Annotated in this window: 14 protein-coding genes; 13 read left to right on the top strand and 1 reads right to left on the bottom strand. The window is 70.8% G+C overall.

What is annotated here, in order from left to right; all coding sequences use genetic code 11:
- Positions 1-145: 145 nt before the first annotated feature.
- From ABZ453_RS05790 to ABZ453_RS05770, 5 genes are all read left to right on the top strand, one after another.
- Positions 146-1,783, top strand: coding sequence for an ABC transporter substrate-binding protein (locus ABZ453_RS05790; protein WP_359011899.1), 1,638 nt, complete (start codon positions 146-148; stop codon positions 1,781-1,783).
- A gap of 6 nt (positions 1,784-1,789) precedes the next feature.
- A complete protein-coding gene (locus tag ABZ453_RS05785; RefSeq protein WP_208780203.1) occupies positions 1,790-2,713 on the top strand; it encodes an ABC transporter permease in 924 nt (307 codons plus the stop codon).
- Positions 2,706-3,686 (top strand): ABC transporter permease, encoded by a 981-nt coding sequence (locus tag ABZ453_RS05780; protein ID WP_359011897.1) that lies wholly within the window; start codon positions 2,706-2,708, stop codon positions 3,684-3,686. The genes ABZ453_RS05785 and ABZ453_RS05780 overlap by 8 nt, the downstream gene beginning before the upstream one ends.
- A gap of 768 nt (positions 3,687-4,454) precedes the next feature.
- Positions 4,455-5,429: an ABC transporter ATP-binding protein gene (locus ABZ453_RS05775; protein ID WP_356762137.1), complete on the top strand. Its 975-nt coding sequence runs from the start codon at positions 4,455-4,457 to the stop codon at positions 5,427-5,429.
- A complete protein-coding gene (locus ABZ453_RS05770) occupies positions 5,422-6,480 on the top strand; it encodes a dipeptide ABC transporter ATP-binding protein (protein WP_359011895.1) in 1,059 nt (352 codons plus the stop codon). Before ABZ453_RS05775 ends, ABZ453_RS05770 begins: the two co-directional genes overlap by 8 nt.
- 110 nt (positions 6,481-6,590) lie before the next feature.
- Here the strand turns inward: ABZ453_RS05770 and ABZ453_RS05765 are convergent, their stop codons facing one another.
- The gene (locus ABZ453_RS05765) at positions 6,591-8,723 is read right to left on the bottom strand and encodes a prolyl oligopeptidase family serine peptidase (protein WP_359011893.1); all 2,133 of its coding nucleotides are present in this window, start codon (positions 8,721-8,723) and stop codon (positions 6,591-6,593) included.
- Between the two features lie 185 nt (positions 8,724-8,908).
- On the opposite strand from ABZ453_RS05765, the gene ABZ453_RS05760 reads away from it, so the two are divergent.
- From ABZ453_RS05760 to ABZ453_RS05725, 8 genes are all read left to right on the top strand, one after another.
- Positions 8,909-9,103, top strand: coding sequence for a hypothetical protein (locus ABZ453_RS05760; RefSeq protein WP_058923418.1), 195 nt, complete (start codon positions 8,909-8,911; stop codon positions 9,101-9,103).
- 45 nt (positions 9,104-9,148) lie between these two features.
- Positions 9,149-10,054 (top strand): N-acetyl-1-D-myo-inositol-2-amino-2-deoxy-alpha-D-glucopyranoside deacetylase, encoded by a 906-nt coding sequence (gene mshB / locus ABZ453_RS05755; protein ID WP_359011890.1) that lies wholly within the window; start codon positions 9,149-9,151, stop codon positions 10,052-10,054.
- Positions 10,051-10,461, top strand: coding sequence for a DUF6113 family protein (locus ABZ453_RS05750; RefSeq protein ID WP_356762133.1), 411 nt, complete (start codon positions 10,051-10,053; stop codon positions 10,459-10,461). Before mshB ends, ABZ453_RS05750 begins: the two co-directional genes overlap by 4 nt.
- 154 nt (positions 10,462-10,615) lie before the next feature.
- On the top strand, positions 10,616-13,174 hold the full coding sequence (locus ABZ453_RS05745) for a hypothetical protein (protein ID WP_359011888.1): 2,559 nt from the start codon (positions 10,616-10,618) through the stop codon (positions 13,172-13,174).
- A 141-nt stretch (positions 13,175-13,315) separates the two neighbouring features.
- Complete coding sequence (locus ABZ453_RS05740; protein WP_359011886.1) at positions 13,316-14,242, top strand: ABC transporter ATP-binding protein; 927 nt, start codon at positions 13,316-13,318, stop codon at positions 14,240-14,242.
- Positions 14,239-14,970 carry an ABC transporter permease gene (locus ABZ453_RS05735; protein WP_359011884.1) on the top strand — a complete coding sequence of 244 codons (732 nt, stop codon included), beginning with the start codon at positions 14,239-14,241 and terminating at the stop codon, positions 14,968-14,970. Before ABZ453_RS05740 ends, ABZ453_RS05735 begins: the two co-directional genes overlap by 4 nt.
- Positions 14,971-14,975: 5 nt before the next feature.
- Positions 14,976-16,166, top strand: a complete 1,191-nt coding sequence (locus ABZ453_RS05730; RefSeq protein ID WP_359012193.1) for a histidine kinase — start codon at positions 14,976-14,978, stop codon at positions 16,164-16,166.
- Positions 16,163-16,777, top strand: a complete 615-nt coding sequence (locus tag ABZ453_RS05725; protein WP_133044462.1) for a response regulator transcription factor — start codon at positions 16,163-16,165, stop codon at positions 16,775-16,777. The genes ABZ453_RS05730 and ABZ453_RS05725 overlap by 4 nt, the downstream gene beginning before the upstream one ends.

Raw genomic sequence — 16,777 nt, 5'->3', positions numbered from 1 at the left:
GACCGTGCCTTCACCCCGCGCCTCACCCGTGCGGCGGCACCGTCCCCCGGACGGCCGTCCCGCGAACGGGCGCGCCGAATGTGCGGAATATCTTGTGTGTCCGGATATTCGCCGGTAACGGACCGGCATTCTGAGGAGGCACTCCATGCGTGGAGCGACGCACGCCCCGTGGGCCGCATGCGCGGTGGTGGTCGCCCTCGCGGCGACCGCCTGCGGCAGCGGCAGTGGTGGCGGCAGCGGTGGTGGCGGTGACGGTGCCGAGGTGCTCAGCTCGTCCTGGGGCGACCCGCAGAACCCGCTGGAGCCGGCCAACACCAACGAGGTGCAGGGCGGCAAGGTCCTCGACATGATCTTCCGCGGGCTGAAGCGGTACAACCCGAAGACCGGTGCCGCCGAGGACATGCTCGCCGAGAAGATCGACACCACGGACTCGCAGAACTTCACCATCACCGTCAAGAGCGGCTGGAAGTTCAGCAACGGCGAGGCCGTCACCGCCAAGTCCTTCGTCGACGCCTGGAACTACGGGGCGAGCCTGAAGAACAACCAGAAGAACGCCTACTTCTTCGGGTACATCGAGGGCTACGACAAGGTGCACCCGGACACCGGCACCCAGACCGCCACCACGCTCTCCGGCCTCAAGGTCACCGGCCCGCAGACCTTCACCGTCAAGCTCAGCCAGAAGTTCTCGACCTTCCCCGACACCCTCGGCTACGCGGCCTACGACCCGCTGCCCCAGACGTTCTTCAGCGACCACGCCGGCTGGATCGCGAAGCCGGTCGGCAACGGCCCGTACGCCATCCAGTCGTACGCCAAGGGCTCGAAGATGTCCCTCAGGAAGTGGGACGCCTACCCCGGCACCGACAAGGCGCAGAACGGCGGTGTCGACCTCAAGGTCTACACCGACAACAACACCGCCTACACCGACCTCATGGCCGGCAACCTCGACCTGGTCGACGACGTCCCGGCCGCCCAGCTGAAGAACGTCAAGAGCGACCTCCAGGGCCGGTATCTGAACACCCCCGCCGGCATCATCCAGACCCTCGCCTTCCCCTTCTACGACCCGGCCTGGAACAAGAGCGGCTCGGAGAAGGTCCGCAAGGGCCTGTCCATGGCGATCAACCGCCGGCAGATCACCGACACGATCTTCCAGAAGACCCGCACCCCGGCCACCGACTGGACCTCACCGGTGCTCGGGACGGCGGGCGGCTTCCAGGACGGGCTGTGCGGGGACGGCTGCCAGTACAACCCCAGCCAGGCCAAGAAGCTGATCCAGGAGGGCGGCGGACTGCCCGGCGGCCAGGTCAAGATCACGTACAACGCGGACACGGGCTCGCACAAGGAGTGGGTGGACGCCGTGTGCAACTCCATCAACAACGCGCTCGGCAACGACAAGGCCTGCGTCGGCAACCCGGTCGGCACCTTCGCCGACTTCCGCAACCAGATCGGGCAGCACAAGATGACCGGGCCGTTCCGGGCCGGCTGGCAGATGGACTACCCGCTCATCCAGAACTTCCTGCAGCCCCTCTACTACACCAACGCCTCCTCCAACGACGGCAAGTGGTCCAACAAGGACTTCGACACCTACGTCGACCAGGCCAACGCCGAGAGCGACACCAGCAAGGCGATCGGTCTGTTCCAGAGCGCCGAGAAAGTCGTACGGGACAACATGGCCGCCATCCCGCTCTGGTACCAGAACGGCAGCGCCGGCTGGTCCGAGCGGCTCTCCAATGTCGCCCTCAACCCGTTCAGCGTCCCGGTCTACAACGAGATCAAGGTCGGCTGAGCCGCCGTGGGACGGTACGTGGTCCGGCGTCTGCTCCAGATGATCCCGGTGTTCATCGGGGCCACGCTGCTGATCTTCCTGATGGTGAACGTGATGGGCGACCCCATCGCGGGCCTGTGCGGTGAGCGGCAGTGCGACCCGGCCACGGCCGCCCAGCTGAAGAAGGAGTTCGGGCTCGACAAGCCCGTGTGGCAGCAATACCTGACCTACATGGGGAACGTCTTCACCGGCGACTTCGGTACGGCGTTCAACGGGCAGAAGGTCACCGAGCTGATGGCGACCGCGTTCCCCGTCACCATCCGGCTGACGATCGTCGCGATCCTCTTCGAGATCGTCATCGGCATCACGCTGGGCGTCATCACGGGGCTGAAGCGCGGACGGCCCGTCGACACCTCGGTCCTCCTGCTCACCCTCGTGGTCATCTCCGTCCCCACCTTCGTCACCGGCCTGTTGCTGCAACTGCTGCTCGGCGTCGAGTGGGGCTGGATCAAACCGTCGGTCTCCACGGACGCCACGTTCGGGGAACTGATCGTGCCGGGGCTGGTCCTCGCGTCCGTCTCCCTCGCCTACGTCACCCGGCTGACCCGCACCTCCATCGCGGAGAACCGGCGCTCCGACTACGTCCGCACGGCCGTCGCCAAGGGCCTGCCCCGGCAGCGGGTGATCATCCGCCACCTCCTGCGCAACTCCCTGATCCCGGTGGTCACCTTCATCGGCACCGACATCGGCGCGCTGATGGGCGGCGCGATCGTCACCGAGCGGATCTTCAACATCCACGGCGTCGGCTACCAGCTATACCAGGGCATCCTCCGCCAGAACACCCAGACGGTGGTCGGCTTCGTGACCGTCCTGGTCCTGGTCTTCCTCGTCGCCAACCTGCTGGTCGACCTGCTGTACGCCGTTCTCGACCCGAGGATCCGCTATGCCTGAGCAGCCGTACGAACCGGAGGGCGCCGTCGCCGGCACCGGAATGGGCGGCGCCATGGACCTGGCCACGGCGGAGGGCGAGACCCTGGAGCGGACGCCGACCGGCCCCGAGAGCACGGGCCCGCAGCAGAAGCCGCGCTCCCTGTGGTCCGACGCCTGGCGCGACCTGCGCCGCAACCCGGTCTTCATCATCTCGGCCGTCGTGATCCTCTTCCTGGTCTTCATCTCCCTGTGGCCGTCGGCGATCACCTGGATGAGTCCCCTCAAGTGCGACCTCGTCAAGGCCCAGGAGGGCTCCCAGCCCGGCCATCCCTTCGGCTTCGACGGCCAGGGCTGCGACGTCTACACGCGTACGGTCTACGGCACCCGTACGTCCGTCACGGTCGGCGTCTGCGCCACGTTCGGGGTCGCGCTCCTCGGCTCGGTGCTCGGCGGGCTCGCGGGGTTCTTCGGCGGGGTCTCGGACTCGTTCCTCTCCCGCATCACCGACATCTTCTTCGCGATCCCGGTCGTCCTCGGCGGTCTCGTCCTGCTCTCGGTGGTCACCAGCAACACGGTCTGGCCGGTCGTCGGGTTCATCGTGCTGCTCGGCTGGCCGCAGATCGCCCGTATCGCCCGCGGGTCCGTCATCACCGCCAAGCAGAACGACTACGTCCAGGCCGCCCGCTCCCTGGGCGCCTCCAACTCCCGCATCCTGCTGCGGCACATCGCGCCCAACGCGGTCGCCCCGGTGATCGTCGTGGCGACCATCGCGCTCGGCACGTACATCGCCCTGGAGGCGACCCTGTCCTTCCTCGGCGTCGGCCTCAAACCCCCGAACGTCAGCTGGGGCATCGACATCTCCGCCGCGTCCCCCTACATCCGCAACGCCCCGCACATGCTCCTCTGGCCGGCCGGCGCCCTGGCCGTCACGGTCCTGGCCTTCATCATGCTGGGCGACGCGGTCCGCGACGCCCTCGACCCGAAGCTGAGGTGAGGCCGAATGGAACGGAGCCTGCGACGCGCGGGCGCCCCGTCAGACCCCCGGCTCCAGGCCCGCCCTGCCCGGAGAGGGCGCGGTGCGGGCGGGTTGGGGGAGTCGGACGGGGTACGGCTGGGGCGCCGGGGGCGGGGGATGAGGCGCCCTGGTCCGTTGGTCCCGGCGGGAGGGCGGGCGCGTGGTGTCGGCCGGCGCGGGGCCTTGTGGGAGCTGATGCGGCCGGGCTTCCGTTCATCCCTCGCGACACCCTCGGCTCACATCCGGGGTGAGGGCGATGGCGGCTCCCGGCGCCAGACCGGTCCTGCCCGGGAAGGGCGTGGTGCGGGCGGGGTACGGCCTGGGCGCCGGGGGCGGGGGAGCGGTGTTCTCGTTCGGCAGGCTCGGCGCTGCGAGTCGTGGCGGGTGTTCCTCGCTCGCGGGTCGGTGGTCCGCCGCGGGGGCCGGCGCGTGCGATTCGGGCAGTCCCGGACGTCTTGGCGCCCGTCGCCCACTGCGGGCCCACCCCGGTCCTCCTGCAGACGGATGCGGCCGGGCTTCCGTTCATCGGGCGGGAGGCTCTCGTGCGGGATGCTCTCGGCCCGGTGTGGGCGGGGAGCGGGCGTCCGCGTTCGTCGTGCTCGGTCATCCGGGTCGCCGTTTTCCCGGTCGGCGTATCGCGATCTGGGCTGGTCCAGGAGCTCGTGTGGGCCGGCACGTCCGGACTTCTGTTCATCCGGCGGGACGCCCCCGGGCGTGAGGCCCCCGGGCCGAAGGTGAGGTGGCGTCATGTTGCTGGACGTACGCGAGCTGCAGGTGGAGTTCCGGACTCGGGACGGCGTGGCCAAGGCCGTCAACGGGGTGAACTACAGCGTGGACGCCGGGGAGACGCTGGCCGTGCTGGGGGAGTCCGGGTCGGGGAAGTCCGTCACCGCGCAGGCCGTGATGGGGATTCTCGACATGCCGCCGGGGCGGATCACGGGCGGAGAGGTCCTGTTCCAGGGGCGGGATCTGCTCAAGCTCAAGGAGGAGGAGCGGCGCAAGGTCCGCGGCGCCGAGATGGCGATGATCTTCCAGGACGCCCTGTCCTCCCTGAACCCCGTGCTGTCCGTGGGCGACCAGCTCGGTGAGATGTTCGTCGTGCATCGCGGGATGTCACGCAAGGACGCCCGGACCAGGGCGATCGAGCTGATGGACCGCGTGCGCATCCCGGCCGCCAAGGCCCGCGTCAAGGACTATCCGCACCAGTTCTCCGGCGGCATGCGCCAGCGCATCATGATCGCGATGGCCCTGGCCCTGGAGCCGGCCCTGATCATCGCCGACGAACCCACCACCGCCCTCGACGTCACCGTCCAGGCCCAGGTCATGGACCTGCTCGCGGAGTTGCAGCGCGAGTACAACATGGGGCTCATCCTCATCACCCACGACCTCGGCGTGGTCGCGGACGTCGCCGACAAGATCGCCGTGATGTACGCGGGCCGGATCGTCGAGTCGGCGCCGGTGCACGACATCTACAAGGCGCCCGCCCACCCCTACACGCGCGGGCTCCTCGACTCCATCCCCCGCCTGGACCAGAAGGGCCAGGAGCTGTACGCGATCAAGGGGTTGCCGCCCAACCTGATGCACATCCCTCCGGGGTGCGCCTTCAACCCCCGCTGTCCGATGGCCCAGGACGTCTGCCGCACCGACGAGCCTCCCCTGTACGAGGTTGATCAAGTGAGGGGCAGCGCCTGTCACTTCTGGAGGGAGTGCCTCAATGGTTGACCGGGTTGAGCCGATCCTGGAAGTGAGTGGACTGGTCAAGCACTATCCCTTGACCCAGGGCATCCTGTTCAGGAAACAGGTCGGGGCCGTCAAGGCCGTCGACGGTGTGGACTTCGCGCTCAACAGGGGAGAGACCCTCGGCATCGTCGGGGAATCGGGCTGCGGCAAGTCGACGGTCGCCAAGATGCTCGTCAATCTGGAGCAGCCGACGCAAGGGCTGATCAAGTACAAGGGCGAGGACATCGGCAAGCTGTCCGCGAAGGCCCTCAAGTCCGTCCGCCGCAACATCCAGATGGTCTTCCAGGACCCGTACACCTCGCTCAACCCCCGTATGACGGTGGGCGACATCATCGGGGAGCCGTACGAGATCCACCCCGAGGTGGCGCCCAAGGGCGACCGGCGCAAGAAGGTCCAGGAGCTGCTGGACGTCGTCGGACTCAACCCGGAGTACATCAACCGCTATCCGCACCAGTTCTCCGGCGGCCAGCGCCAACGCATCGGCATCGCCCGGGGCCTGGCGCTGCGCCCGGAGGTCATCGTCGCCGACGAGCCGGTCTCCGCGCTGGACGTGTCCGTGCAGGCGCAGGTCATCAATCTGATGGCGAGCCTGCAGAGCGACTTCGAGCTGAGTTACGTCTTCATCGCGCACGACCTGTCCATCGTGCGGCACATCTCGGACCGGGTCGGGGTGATGTACCTCGGGCGGATCGTGGAGATCGGCCGGGACCAGGAGATCTACGACCATCCCACGCACCCCTACACCCAGGCCCTGCTGTCCGCCGTCCCCGTGCCCGACCCGGAGGCCCGCGAGCACCGGGAGCGGATCATCCTCGCCGGTGACGTCCCGTCCCCGACCAACATCCCCTCAGGCTGCCGCTTCCGCACCCGCTGCTGGAAGGCCCGCGAGCGCTGCGCCCTGGAGGTGCCGCTGCTGGCGGTACCGGCCGAGTTCCGGATGACGAGCGGCCCGGCCGCCCACGACTCGGCGTGCCACTTCGCGGAGGAGAAGACGGTCGTCCCCTGGGAGGGGGAAGGCAACGGACCGGGGTGACATGGCGCACCCCGGTCCGTTTACGGCACCCGCACGGCCGTACGCTGTTCAGCGTCGCGTGTCCGTATATCGGGACCGCTTCCGTCAAGTTGCCTGTGTGTTAACGCGGTTCATCCCTGTTTGCGCGGTTGTGCGAGCGAACGCCGCAGGAAGTCCAGCTGCAGTCGCAGCAGGTTCTCGGCGACCTCCTCCTGCGGAGTCATGTGCGTGACCCCGGACAGCGGCAGCACCTCGTGCGGGCGGCCGGCGGCCAGCAGCGCCGAGGACAGCCGCAGCGAGTGGGCGACCACCACGTTGTCGTCGGCGAAACCGTGGATGATCATCATCGGGCGGTGCGGATCGGCGGCGTCGACCAGTCCCGCGTCGTCGATCAGCGAGTTGCGCCGGTAGACCTCCGGCTGCTCCTCGGGGTGGCCGATGTAGCGCTCCTGGTAGTGGGTGTCGTACAGGCGCAGATCGGTGACCGGGGCGCCCACCACCGCCGCGTGGAACACGTCCGGGCGGCGCAGCACCGCGAGCGCCGCGAGATAACCGCCGAAGGACCAGCCGCGGATCGCGACCCGGGAGAGGTCGAGCGGGAAGTCGCCGGCAAGTGCCTGGAGCGCGTCCACCTGGTCCTGCAGCACCACCGCCGCCAGTTCGTCCCGTACCGCCTTCTCCCAGGCGGGCGAGCGGCCCGGGGTGCCCCGGCCGTCCGCGACGACCACCGCGAAACCCTGGTCGGCGAACCATTGCGAGGTGAGATGCGGATTGTGCGCGGCGACCACCCGCTGACCATGAGGACCGCCGTAGGGATCCATGAGCACCGGGAGGGGAGTGTCCCCGTGGTAGTCCCGTGGCATAAGCACGGCGCACGGGATCCGCCGTGCGCCCCCCTGTGTGAGTGTCACGCGCGGGGACATACCGGGATGTTCGGCGTACGAGGCGATGGTCGCCGTCTGCTTCCCGTCCCGGAGCACCTGCACGCGGGCGCCCGGCCGGTCCGGCGTGGCGGACACCAGCACGGTCATGCCCCCGGCGCGCACCGCCGAGTGCACGCCGGGCTCGTGCGAGACGCGCTCCAGGCCGCGTTCGCTGACGCGATAGACATGCACCTCACCGGTCTCCGGGTGCTCTGCCTCCTCGCCCGCCGAGGCCGAGACCAGCGCGTCCTCGTCCGCCACGTCCAGCACGGCCCTGACGTGCAACTGCGGCCCGGTGAGCGGGCGTTCGCCCACCGCGAGCACCCGTGCGCCGCCCTCGTCCGCGATCCGCACCAGCCGTCCCGAGGGGCTCCAGCAGGGCACCCCGGGGAAAAGATCCAGCCAAACTGGATCTTCGTCCGCGTGCACCAGCCGGGTCGCCCCGGTGTCCGGCTCCACCGCCAGATACAGCTGGCTGCGCTGGTCCCGCGCCTGGACGAGCAGCAGCGGGGCACCCGCCGCTGACCAGTGCACATGCGCCAGATACGGATAGCGCGCCCAGTCCCAGACAACCTCCGTGCGCGCCCCGTCCAGGCCGATCACGAACAGCCGTACGTCCGCGTTGTCCGTGCCCGCCGCCGGATACGGGACGTGTTGTGGATCACGTTCCGGATGGGCGGGGTCGGAGATCCACCAGCGCCGTACCGGCGTGTCGTCCACGCGCGCGACCAGCAGCCGGTCCGACTCGGGCGACCACCAGAACCCCCGCGAACGCTGCATCTCCTCGGCCGCGATGAACTCGGCCAGGCCGTAGGTGACGTTCTCCGACTCCGGCTCCGCGAGGGCCCGTTCGCCCTCGCCCTCGGCGCCCACCACCCGCAGGGCGCCCCGCGCCAGGTACGCCACGTGCCGGCCGTCGGGGGAGGGGCGTGGGTCGATCACCGGCCCCGGAGTCGGGAGTTCACGTGCCGTGCCGGCCCGCAGCTCGGCCGTGAAAAGCCGTCCTGACAACGCGAAAGACGCCAACTCCACATCCCCGTCGGTGGCATAGCCGACGATGCCGGCACCACCCTCACGGCTGCGTTCGCGGCGCGCCCGTTCCTGGGGCGAGAGGTCCTCGTCGGAGCCTCCGAGCAGGGTGCGCGGGTCGGCCGCCACCCGCTCCGTGCCGCTGTCCACGTCGAGGACCCAGAGCGCATTCGCCCTGTCCGTACCGGAACCGGAACGCAGGAACACGACACGGGCGCCGTCGGGCGCCACGGTGAAGGAGCGCGGCGCGCCGAGCGTGAAACGCTGGGTGCGGGCGTGCCTGCGGGGGAAGGAGTCGGACGTCGTCGTCATGCCCCGACCATATTGGCCATGCGCCCCCTTGTGCGGCCGTGCGCCGATCGATGCGCAGGTCCGGATAGTTATGATCACTACCGCACAGTGGGTATGAACCTGCTGGTCCTTGTGGATTTATCTGCCGGGATTTTTGCCCCCTGGTCCGACCCCCGCGCTCTTGGGATCTTTGGAGGTGAGCCGCCGTGGCACTCTCGATTTCGGCGGTGGTGCTGCTGGCGATCGTCGTCTTCTTGTTGGTCAAGAAGTCCGGGCTGAAGGGCGGGCACGCGGTCGTCTGCATCCTTCTGGGGTTCTATCTCGCCTCCTCGACCGTGGCACCCACGATCAATGATCTGACGACGAACATCGCGAGCATGATCGGCAGCATCAAGTTCTGACCCGGGCTGCGCCGCGCTGTCAGTGGTGCCTCGTAGGGTGGACCCATGACGGAACCACCCCGGCGTCTGCTGCTGGTGCACGCGCACCCGGACGACGAGTCGATCAACAACGGCGCGACCATGGCGCGGTACGCGGCCGAGGGTGCCCGGGTGACGCTGGTCACCTGCACTCTCGGTGAGCGCGGCGAGGTCATCCCGCCCGGCCTGCGGCACCTCACCGGAGCGGCCCTGGGCGAGTACCGGCTGGCCGAGCTCACCGCCGCCATGCGGGAGCTCGGCGTCGAGGACTTCCGTCTGCTCGGCGGCCCCGGCCGCTACCGCGACTCCGGGATGATGGGCCTGTCCGACAACGAGGACCCCGCCTGCTTCTGGCAGGCCGACCTCGACGAGGCCGCCGCCCACCTGGTCGAGGTGATCCTGGAGGTACGCCCGCAGGTCCTCGTCACCTACGACGACAACGGCGGCTACGGCCACCCCGACCACATCCAGGCCCACCGCGTCGCCACGCGCGCGGCCGAGCTGGCGGCGGGGCAGGGCTGGGAGATCCCCAAGGTGTACTGGAACCGGGTGCCCCGGCCGGTCGCCGAGGAGGCCTTCGCCCGGCTCGCAAAGGATCTTCCCGCGCTCCCCTTCTCCAAGGCCGCCGTCGTCGACGACGTCCCTGGCGTGGTGCAGGACGACCGGATCACCGCCGAGATCGACGGCACCGCGTACGCGGACGCGAAGGCCGCCGCGATGCGGGCGCACGCGACCCAGATCGAGGTCGCGCCGCCGTACTTCGCGCTTTCCAATGAACTCGCGCAACCCCTGTTCACCACCGAGTACTACGAGTTGGTGAGAGGTGAGAGGGCAGGAGGGGTGCGGGAGACGGATCTCCTCGCGGGGCTCGGTGTCGGTGACGGCGGCGATGCCGGCCTCGGTGACGGTACCGGTGCCAGGGAGGCGTCATGAGTGAGCGGGGCTCGATGCTCGCGCAACCGCTTCAGCGGCCCTCCGCGGGGCGGACGTTGCTGTTCCTCGGGCTGTTCGTGCTGGGCGCGGTCGTCGGGGCCGCCGGCGCGCTGGTGCAGGCGGGCTGGTTCCCGGGCGGGCTGCTGCTCGCGCTCGCCGGCGAGGCCGGGCTGCTGCTCGGCGGCGGACGGGCCACCGGCAGCCGGGGCGGAGCGATCGCACCGGCCGCCGGCTGGGTGATCGCCGTCATCCTGCTCACCGCGAGCAGACCCGAGGGCGACTTCCTGTTCGGGGCCGGAGGGGGCTCGTACCTCTTCCTGCTCGGCGGGATGGCCGTTGCTGTGATCTGCGCCACCCTTGGGCAGGGGCGGCAACCAACGGGGCGTGACGTCCGACTTGCCAAGTGACGTACCACTTGGCCGTTAACCAGGCGTGCGAGTCCGGTGTGGGTTTCCCCGGCGGTCGTGGGATACGCGCCAGAAGTGGCCAGTATGGTGGTGCGCGCCGCCGAGCTGCCCGTGAGGTCATGTCGGGCGGCGGAGCCAACCGGGAGAACCTGCCTTGAGTCGTGAAACTGACACTCCGTCCTCCGGGCCCAACGGGCGCGGCGGCGGAGCCGCATACCCGTCCGGCACGCCGCCGTACGGTACCCCCGCGGCATCCGACGCCGGTTCGGACACGGGCCGTTCGGCCGAGCGGCCGGAGGAACGCAAGACCGAGACCACGCTGACGACCCGGATCCGGATCAACATCCCCGGATCGCGGCCGATTCCGCCGGTCGTGGTGCGTACGCCCGTCGCGGACGCCGGTATCTCCGAGGAGACCGGCGAGACCGAACTCCCCACCGCGGCACCGGGCGCGGCCACGGCCACCGTGGACGCTCCCGTGGAGCCCGAGCAGTCGGCCGAGGACAAGACGAGCGATTGGTTCGCGCCCCGCAAGTCCGGCCCGGCCAAGGGGGGTCCGGGGAGCGGAGCCACCAACGGCGCCGGTCTGCCGGGCGGTTCGGCCGCGGGAACGCCGGGAGCGGGGGCTCCGGGCGCCTCCTCGGGCGGCGCGCGTCCGGGCGCGGGTGCGTCCGGTGGGGCACGTCCCGGTGGCGTGGTCGGCTCGATGAGCGTGCCCGGCGGCTCCCGGGCGGGCGGCGCGAACGGTAGGCCCGGCGGGACGAACGGCGCGGGGCTCCCCGGCGCGACCGGCGGTCCGGTGGCTCCCGGCCACGGCGGCGGCACCGGCTCCTTCGACGTCACCGAGGCCCTGGCGGCGGGCCCGCTGGGCAACGGCGGCCCGCGCGCCGGCGGCGAGCCGCGCCGCGACGAGCTGCCGTACTTCTCGGACAACGACCCCGCCCAGCAGAACGGCCACCCCGACCAGAACGGCTTCGCCGACCCGGGCGGCCAGAACGGCCAGGGCGGTTTCGGCGGCCCGGGCGGCCAGAACGGCCAGGGCGGTTTCGCCGGCCAGGACGGCTACGGCGGCCAGGACAGCCTGAACGGCCAGAACGGCTACGGCGGCCCCGGCACCCAGAACGGCTTCGCGGGCCCCGCCCAGGACAATGGCTTCGGCGGCCCCGGCGGCGATCCCTTCGCGGGTCCCGGTGGCCCCGGCGCCGACAACTTCGCCGGCCCCGGCGGCGCGAGCGGCTTCAACGGGCCGAACGGCCGTGGCGGACAGGGCGGCTCGCAGGGCCCCGCCGGCCCGACCGGCGGCCCCGTCACCGGCGACGGCCCGCTGGTCCCGCCACTCGGCCCCGGCGGCCCCGGCGCACTGCCCGGCGGCGAGCCCTTCGGCCCCGGCGGCCCCGGCAGGGTTCCCGGCGCCCCCCGCACCGCACGCGGTGGCGCTCCCGCCGGGCTCGGCATGGCTCCCGGTGCCCCCGGTACCGGTGCCCCCGGCACGGGCCTCGGTCCCGGCGGCGGCCTCAGTGACGACACGGCGATCCTGACCCCGCAGAAGCCGGCACCCGAGCCCGGCGCGCCGGGCTACCCGACGCCCGACAACGTCTCCGGGCACACCGTCACCAGCGGCATCCCGGTCGTGCCGCCCGGCGCCAAGTCGCCGTTCGGTCCGGGCGGCTCCACCGACGGTCCGCTGCCCCACACGCCCCCCAAGCTGCCCGAGCCGGTCGCGCAGAACGTGCCGGCGGCCGCCGCGCCCAAGAAGAAAAAGAAGGGCCGCAGCAAGCTGGTGCTGCTCGCCGGTGTCGTGGTCGTCGCCGGCGTCGGGGTCTACGGCGCCGGGCTGCTGATGAACCACTCCGACGTGCCCAAGGGCACCACCGTGCTCGGCGTCGACATCGGCGGAGGCACCCGCGACGACGCGGTCAAGAAGCTCGACGCGGCCTTCGGCAGCCGGGTGAACAAGCCGCTGAAGCTGTCGGTCGGCGGCTCCACGGTCCCGCTGACGCCGGACCAGGCGGGCCTCCAGTTCGACGAACAGGCCACGGTCGCCAAGGCGGCGACGAGCGACTACAACCCGGTCTCCGTCGTCGGCTCCCTGTTCGGACAGCACCGCGTCATCGACCCGGTCATGCCCGTCGACGAGGAGAAGCTGGCGGCGGCCCTGAAGAGCGCCGTCGGTGGCGGCTCCGGTTCCGGTTCGGTGACCGACGGCACCATCGAGTTCAAGTCCGGCAAGGCCGTCGCCGTCTACGGCAAGGGCGGCAAGGGCATCGACGCCGCCAAGTCGGCCCAGGCGGTCGAGGAGGCGTACCGCTCCCAGGTCGAGTCCGGCACGACGGACCCGGTCGCGGTCGTCACCACCGGCCAGCAGCCGACGGTCTCCAACGCCGAGGTCGACCGGGAGATGAAGGCCTTCGCGCAGCCCGCGATGTCGGCCAGCGTCATTGTGAAGACCGACACGGGCAAGGAGATCAAGTTCAGCCCGCAGAACTCCCTGTGGAAGTTCCTCAGGGTCAAGGCCGTGGGCGGCAAGCTCGTCGACAGCCCCGACCTGAACGCCCTCAAGGAGCTGTACGGCCAGACCTTCGACGGCGTCCTGATCACCCGGGGCACCGGCCAGAAGACGGCCGTCACCCCGCAGGACGTCTACGTGGCCCTGCGCCAGGCCCTGCTGAGCAAGACCAACCGGGTCGGGATCATCCAGACCAACCCGAGCTGACGCCAGGCCCGAGGATCAGGCCCGAGAGGGGGGCACCCGGCACGCGCCGGGCGCCCCCCTTCGCCGTATGACATCTGTCATCCGGCGGTCAGGACCGCCGACACTGCCGGGACGCGGGGCCCGGCGGCCACGATGGTTCACATGACGACGACAGCGACGGCCGCCGGCACCCCGGTGGTCGGGTTCGACCAGGTGAGCAAGGTCTACGGGAACGTACGGGCCGTCGACGGGCTGACGCTCGCGCTGCACCCGGGGGAGACGGTGGCCCTGCTGGGCCCCAACGGCGCCGGCAAGTCGACCACCCTCGACCTGCTGCTGGGCCTGAGGAACCCCGACGGCGGCGCGGTCCAGGTCTTCGGCACCACGCCGCGCCAGGCCATCGTCGCCGGGCGTGTCGGCGCGATGCTGCAGAGCGGCGGGCTGATGGACGAGGTGACGGTCGCCGAGCTGGTGAAGCTCGCCTGCGATCTGCATCCCAGGCCCTACAAGGTGAGCGACGTCCTCGCCCGCGCCGGTATCGCGCAGATCGCCGACCGCAAGGTCAACAAGCTCTCCGGCGGCCAGGCCCAGCGCGTCCGCTTCGCCCTGGCCACGGCCGGCGACAGCGATCTGATCGTCCTCGACGAGCCCACCACCGGCATGGACGTCTCCGCCCGCCAGGCCTTCTGGGCCACCATGCGCGAGCAGGCCGACCAGGGGCGGACCGTGCTGTTCGCGACCCACTATCTGGAGGAGGCCGACGCGATCGCCGACCGCGTGCTGGTCCTGCACCGGGGGCGGCTGCTGGCCGACGGCACGGCCGCCGAGATCAAGGCGAAGGCGGGAGCCCGGCGGGTGGCCTTCGACCTGGAGGGCCCGATCGACGAGGCGCCCCTGCGGGCCCTGCCCTTCCTCACCTCCGTCGACATAAGCGGCCAGACGGTCCGCATCCAGTCCACCGACGCCGACGCGACCGTGCACGCCCTCTACGGGCTCGGCGTCTACCCCCGCAACCTCGAAGTCGCCGGGCTCGGGCTCGAGCAGGCCTTCGTCGCCATCACGGAGGCCGAGGAGGCCAAGCAGTCATGAACGGTCTGATCAAGCTGGAACTCACCCGCGCCCTGCGCAACCGCAGGTTCCTGTTCTTCTCGGTGATCTACCCCTCGGTCATCTTCCTGCTGGTCTCCAACCAGACGGGCACCGTCGACGGCACCGGCCTGAGCGTCGCGAAGTACGTCATGGTCTCCATGGCCTCCTTCGGCGCCCTGACCGCCGTCCTGATGGGCAACAGCGAGCGCATCGCCAAGGAGCGGGAGGGCGGCTGGGTACGGCAGCTGCGGCTGACCCCGCTGCCCGGGCGCGGCTACGTGCTCGCCAAGACCGCCAGCGCGGCCGTGGTGAGCCTGCCGTCCATCGTGATGGTCTTCCTGGTCGCCGCCGCGGTGAAGGACGTACGGCTCGAGACCTGGCAGTGGTTCGCCCTCACCGGCGCGATCTGGGCCGGCAGCCTGGTCTTCGCCGCGCTCGGCGTCGCCATCGGCTACCTCGCCTCCGGAGACGCGGTCCGCCCGATCACGATGATCGTCTACTTCGGTCTGTCGATCCTCGGCGGCCTGTGGATGCCGTCATCCACCTTCCCCACCTGGCTGCAGGACATCGCCAAGTGGCTGCCCACGCACGCGTACGCTGCCCTCGGACGGGCCATCGAGCAGAGCCAGGCCCCCCACACCCAGGACATCGCCGTCCTCGTCGCCTTCTTCCTGCTCTTCGCGGGCGGCGCGGCCTGGCTGTACCGGAAGGACACGCTGAAGGCGTGAGCGTCATGACGGACGACGGACTGCCCGAGGAACTGCGGGCCGAGAACGCGATCGGGGTGGGGCAGGCGCCCCGCAACCGGTCCGAGGCGATGCGCAAGCTGGTCTGGATCCTGCCCTGGCTGATCTTCCTGGGTTCGCCGGCGCAGGACCTGACCTCCGGCCACCACGGCACGGCGGCCACCGCGGCCGGCTGGGTGGCCCTGGCCACCTTCACCGCCGTCTATCTGACGCTGGTCTTCCGCAACATGGGCCGGCCCTTCTCCGGCGGGACCGTCGGCGCCTTCGTCGTCCTGCTCGGCGCCCTCGCCGTGGTCCTGTCCCTCACCTTCGGCAGCGCCTGGGTCGGACTCTTCGTGTACGTCTCCGTGACCTGCGGCGCCACCCTGCCGCAGCGGATCGCCTACTGGGCGGTCGCGGCGAACACCCTCGCGATGTTCCTGGTCGGCCTGCGGACCGGCTCGGACGACTGGAGCCTGATCCTGATCGTGCTGCTGCTGGGTTTCGCGATGATGGGCGTGAAGCAACTGGTGCGCACGACGGTCGAGTTGCGCAAGGCACGCGCGACGGTGGCCCAACTGGCCGCCAATGAGGAGCGGCTGCGCCTCGCCCGCGACCTGCACGACCTCCTCGGCCACTCGCTCTCCCTGATCACGCTGAAGAGCGAGCTCGCCGGCCGAATGCTTCCCGACCACCCCGACAAGGCGGCCCAGCAGGTCGCCGACATCGAGCAGGTCAGTCGGCAGGCTCTCGTCGACGTCCGGGCGGCCGTCTCCGGCTACCGGCGCACCCGTCTGCCCGACGAACTGGCGGGCGCGCAGGTCGCCTTGAAGGCGGCCGGTGTCATCGCCGAGGTGCCCGCCGAACCCGACCTCCGGGACGTCCCCGAGGAGAGCGAGTCCGCCCTCGCCTGGGCGCTGCGCGAGGCGGTCACCAACGTCGTGCGGCACAGCGGCGCCGGACGCTGCACGGTGGAGCTGCTGCACCGGCAGACCCTGGACGGAGCGGTTCTCGAACTGTCCGTCGAGGACAACGGCTCGGGCGGCTCGGGCAAGGGCCCCGGCAACGGGCTGACGGGCCTGACCGAACGCCTGGAGAAGGCCGGCGGCACCCTGGAGGCGGGCCGCTTCAGGAAGGGCTTCCGGCTGGTCGCCCGCGTCCCGGTGGGCGCCCGGTCCACCGTAGGATCCGGGGCATGAGCCCTACGATCAAGGTGCTGCTCGCCGAGGACCAGTCGATGGTCCGCGAGGCGTTGGCAGCGCTTCTCGGTCTCGAGGACGACATCGAGGTCGTCGCGCAAGTGGCGCGCGGCGACGAGGTGTTGGCGGCCGTCCGGGAACACGGCGTGGACGTGGCCCTGCTCGACATCGAGATGCCGGGCTGCACGGGCATCGAGGCGGCGGCCCAGGTCCACGGGGCCCTGCCCGCCGTGAAGCTGGTCGTGCTCACCACCTTCGGCCGCCCCGGCTACCTCCGCAGCGCCATGGAGGCCGGCGCCGACGCCTTCCTGGTCAAGGACGCCCCGGCGGCCCAACTCGCCGCCGCAGTACGGAAGGTGCTGGCCGGCGAGCGCGTGATCGATCCCACGCTCGCGGCGGCGGCCCTGGCGGAGGGCGCCAACCCGCTGACCGACCGGGAACGGGAGGTCCTGCGCGCGGCGGCGGACGGCTCGACCAACGCGGAGCTGGCGGCGGCCCTGCACCTCTCCCAGGGCACCGTCCGCAACTACCTCTCGACGGCGATCCAGAAACTGGCGGTCCGCAACCGGGCGGAGGCGGTGCGGACAGCGCGGGAGAAGGGCTGGCTGTGA

The sequence above is a fragment of the Streptomyces sp. NPDC005799 genome, from assembly GCF_040630525.1.
In the GTDB taxonomy this organism is placed as follows: domain Bacteria; phylum Actinomycetota; class Actinomycetes; order Streptomycetales; family Streptomycetaceae; genus Streptomyces; species Streptomyces griseorubiginosus_B.
Note: the sequence above shows the minus strand (reverse complement) of the source record. Positions and strands in the feature narration are given on the sequence as shown.